The organism is Pseudomonas sp. HMWF006, assembly GCF_003061205.1.
In the GTDB taxonomy this organism is placed as follows: Bacteria; Pseudomonadota; Gammaproteobacteria; order Pseudomonadales; family Pseudomonadaceae; genus Aquipseudomonas; species Aquipseudomonas monsensis.
In genome coordinates, this window is the sequence record NZ_QAIU01000337.1 from 1 (window position 1) to 2,319 (window position 2,319).

General features: G+C 62.6%; 3 protein-coding genes. 1 reads left to right on the plus strand and 2 read right to left on the minus strand.

Features of this window, described 5'->3' with window-relative positions; translation table 11 throughout:
• The coding region (locus DBR24_RS13915; RefSeq protein WP_146189041.1) for an AraC family transcriptional regulator at nucleotides 1-832 on the minus strand (832 nt) is incomplete at its 3' end.
• Nucleotides 833-1,022: 190 nt separating this feature from the next.
• Here DBR24_RS13915 and DBR24_RS13920 point away from each other — a divergent pair.
• Nucleotides 1,023-2,075: an NAD(P)-dependent alcohol dehydrogenase gene (locus DBR24_RS13920; protein ID WP_128615052.1), complete on the plus strand. Its 1,053-nt coding sequence runs from the start codon at nucleotides 1,023-1,025 to the stop codon at nucleotides 2,073-2,075.
• A 4-nt stretch (nucleotides 2,076-2,079) separates the two neighbouring features.
• Here the strand turns inward: DBR24_RS13920 and DBR24_RS32150 are convergent.
• Nucleotides 2,080-2,319 (minus strand): IclR family transcriptional regulator C-terminal domain-containing protein (locus DBR24_RS32150; protein ID WP_305888976.1); only part of this gene is annotated, 240 nt, incomplete at its 5' end.

Consider the following 2,319-nt stretch of genomic DNA (forward strand, 5'->3'; position numbering starts at 1 on the left):
ACTGCGACGTGCTCTGATACCCCACCCGATGCGCCACCTGCGCCACGCCCAGCCCTTCCGCCACCAGCAACGTCTGCGCCTTGAGCAATCGCAAGCGCTTCAGGTACTGCACCGGCGACAGCAACGTGCTGCGTTTGAAATGCTCGTGAAAGGAGGAAACGCTCATGTTCGCGCAACTGGCCAGGGTCTCGACATTCAATGGTTCGGTGTAATGCGCATGCAGGTGACTGATCGACGCAGCGACCCGGGCAAATTGTCCTTGCTGCTCCACCAGTGCACGCAACACATCGGCCTGCGGCCCGCGCAGTGCGGTGAACAACAATTCGCGCACCCGCGCCGGTCCGAGAATCTGCCGCTCCAGCGGATCGTGCAGGCAGCGCAGCAAGCGCTCGACACAGCCGCGCATGTCATCATCGAGCACCACCGAGGTCATCGACTCCGGCGTCTGTGCCGGAATGTGCCGCCCCGGCGCCAGCCCCATGGCCAGCACCAACTCGCCGAGCAGCACCCGGTCGATGGCCACCGACACGCCCAGCAACGGCGCATCGGGCAAGGCAAAGGTTTCGCACTCGAACGGCACCGGCAGCGCCTGAATCAGGTAGTGCCCGGCGCCATATTCCATGGTGCGCGGGCCGAGGAACGCCAGCTTGCTGCCCTGAGCGATGATCATCAGGCTCGGCTCATAAATATGCGGGCCACGCGCCACGTCGCAACTGGCGCGCAAGACCTGCACACCCGGCAGCCCGGTCTGGCTGTAACCGTCGCAAAGCGCCAGCGGCTCGATCAGCGAAACCAGCGTGGCATTGGCATCAAGATGGCGGGTCAACTGCATCGGAGGGGTCTTCAAAAAAGTCACGGAAAAAGGCATGCAAGCATCATCGCAGATCCTTTTGCCCATGCGTTCGCCGAAACCTGCATGCCGGAGGATTAGGCATGAGACCCGGAGGAATCGTCATGGCCGCCGCGACAGACGACGCCCAGAATGCGCCACCTCACCTGTCACTGCTTCTGCGAGGTTATTCATGTACACCGCTATCGGTTATGCCGCTCAATCGGCCACCACTCCCCTCGCCCCGATGAAATTCGAACGCCGCAGCCCTCGCGCTGACGACGTGGCGATCGAGATTCTGTATTGCGGCGTCTGCCACTCCGACATCCACCAGGCCCGCAACGAATGGGGCATCGCTGTGTATCCGCTGATGCCCGGCCATGAGATCGTCGGAAAAGTCACCGCCATCGGTGCGAACGTCACCCAACATAAAGTCGGAGATCTGGTCGGCGTTGGCTGCATGGTCGACTCCTGCCGTACCTGCGCTGCCTGCCAGCAGAACCTCGAGCAATACTGCCTCGAAGGCCCGACCATGACTTACGCCACCCCGGAACGGGTCGACGGCAGCAACACCATGGGCGGCTATTCGGACAGCATCGTCGTCAGCGAGCACTTCGTGGTACGCATCCCGGAAAAACTCGACCTGGCCAGCGCCGCGCCGATCCTCTGCGCCGGCATCACCACCTACTCGCCGCTCAAGCACTACGGCGTGAAGGCCGGTGACAAGGTCGGGATCCTCGGCATGGGCGGCCTTGGCCACATGGGCATCAAATTCGCCAAGGCCCTGGGCGCGGAAGTGACGTTGTTCACCCGCTCGGCGAGCAAGGCCGAAGAAGGCCGTCGTCAGGGTGCCGATCATGTGATCGTCTCCACCGATGCCGAACAGATGGCCGCCGCCGCAGGCCAGTTCGACTTCCTGCTGGACACCATTCCGGTGCAGCACGACCTCAACCCGTACCTGCAAACCCTGCGCTTTGATGGCGTGCATATTCTGGTGGGACTGATCGAGCCGATCGCCCCGCCGGTGCATGCCGCCAACCTGGTGCTGGGCCGTCGCGTGCTGGCCGGTTCGTTGATCGGCGGCATCGCCGAAACCCAGGAAGTGCTGGATTTCTGCGCCGAGCACAACATCACCTGCGACATCGAAATGCTCGACATCCGCCAGATCAACGAGGCTTACGCGCGGATGATCGCCGGCGACGTGAAATACCGCTTCGTGATCGACATGGCGACGCTCAAGGTTTAAGGCCTCACACCTTCAAGCCAAGCTCCGCCGACAGCCGGGCTGTGACCCCTTTGATCAGGGGGATCAGCTCGGCCATTTTTTCCAGCGGCATGTACGGCACGGTGCTGGCGATGCTGATCGCCGCCACAATGCGCTTGCTCGCATCACGAATCGGTGCCGCCACGCAGCGGATCGACGGTTCGTTGTCCTCCAGATCGAAAGCGTAGCCGCCGGCCACGTAATCGGTCATGCGCTGCTCAAGCTG